This is a genomic window from Caballeronia sp. INDeC2 (assembly GCF_023631325.1).
Classification (GTDB): Bacteria; Pseudomonadota; Gammaproteobacteria; order Burkholderiales; family Burkholderiaceae; genus Caballeronia.
In genome coordinates this window covers 1-1,183 of sequence record NZ_JALQDG010000062.1, presented here as the reverse complement: position 1 = coordinate 1,183, position 1,183 = coordinate 1, and the positions used below count along the sequence as shown (strand labels likewise).

The window sequence follows — 1,183 nt, the reverse complement described above, 5'->3', positions numbered from 1 at the left end:
AAATGACTGACGTAGTGATCGTATCGGCCGCGCGTACGGCGGTAGGCAAGTTCGGCGGCTCGCTCGCGAAGATCGCGGCGCCGGAACTGGGCGCGACGGTGATCAAAGCTGTACTGGAGCGCGCGGGCGTGAAGCCGGACCAGGTGAGCGAAGTGATTCTGGGCCAGGTGCTCGCAGCGGGCTCGGGTCAGAACCCGGCGCGCCAGTCGCTCATTAAGGCCGGCTTGCCCGACATGGTTCCGGGCATGACGATCAACAAGGTCTGCGGCTCGGGCCTGAAGGCGGTGATGCTGGCCGCGAACGCGATCATCGCGGGCGACGCGGAAATCGTCATCGCGGGCGGCCAGGAAAACATGAGCGCCGCGCCGCACGTGCTGCCGGGCTCGCGCGACGGCTTTCGCATGGGCGATGCGAAGCTGATCGACACGATGATCGTCGATGGCCTGTGGGATGTTTATAACAACTACCACATGGGCACGACGGCCGAAAACGTCGCGAAGGAATTCGGCATCACGCGCGAGCAGCAGGATGCGTTCGCGGCGCTGTCGCAGAACAAGGCTGAAAAGGCGCAAAAGGAAGGCCGCTTCAACGATGAAATCGTGCCGATCGCGATTCCCCAACGCAAAGGCGAGCCGCTGCAGTTCAACACCGACGAATTCGTGCGCCACGGCGTGACGCCCGAAGCGCTCGCGGGCCTGAAGCCGGCGTTCTCGAAGGAAGGCACGGTGACGGCGGCGAACGCGTCGGGTCTCAACGATGGCGCCGCGGCGGTCGTCGTGATGTCGGCGAAGAAGGCCGAGGCGCTGGGCCTCACGCCGCTTGCGCGCATCAAGGCATACGCGAACGCGGGCGTCGATCCGAAGATCATGGGCATGGGCCCGGTGCCGGCATCGAAGCGTTGTCTCGAGCGCGCGGGCTGGTCGGTGAACGATCTGGACCTGATGGAAATCAACGAGGCGTTCGCGGCGCAGGCGCTCGCGGTGCACAAGCAGATGGGCTGGGATCAGTCGAAGATCAACGTGAACGGCGGCGCGATTGCGATCGGTCATCCGATCGGCGCGTCGGGTTGCCGGATTCTCGTCACGCTGCTGCACGAAATGCAGAAGCGCGATGCGAAGAAGGGTCTCGCGTCGCTGTGCATCGGCGGCGGCATGGGTGTCGCGCTGGCTGTGGAACGTCCGTA

1 protein-coding gene is annotated in these 1,183 nt (G+C 64.9%); it reads left to right on the top strand.

Annotated elements, in window-relative coordinates:
* Window positions 1-2: 2 nt before the first annotated feature.
* Window positions 3-1,183: acetyl-CoA C-acetyltransferase (locus NCS28_RS33050; RefSeq protein WP_250517971.1), on the top strand; the 1,181-nt coding region annotated here is incomplete at its 3' end.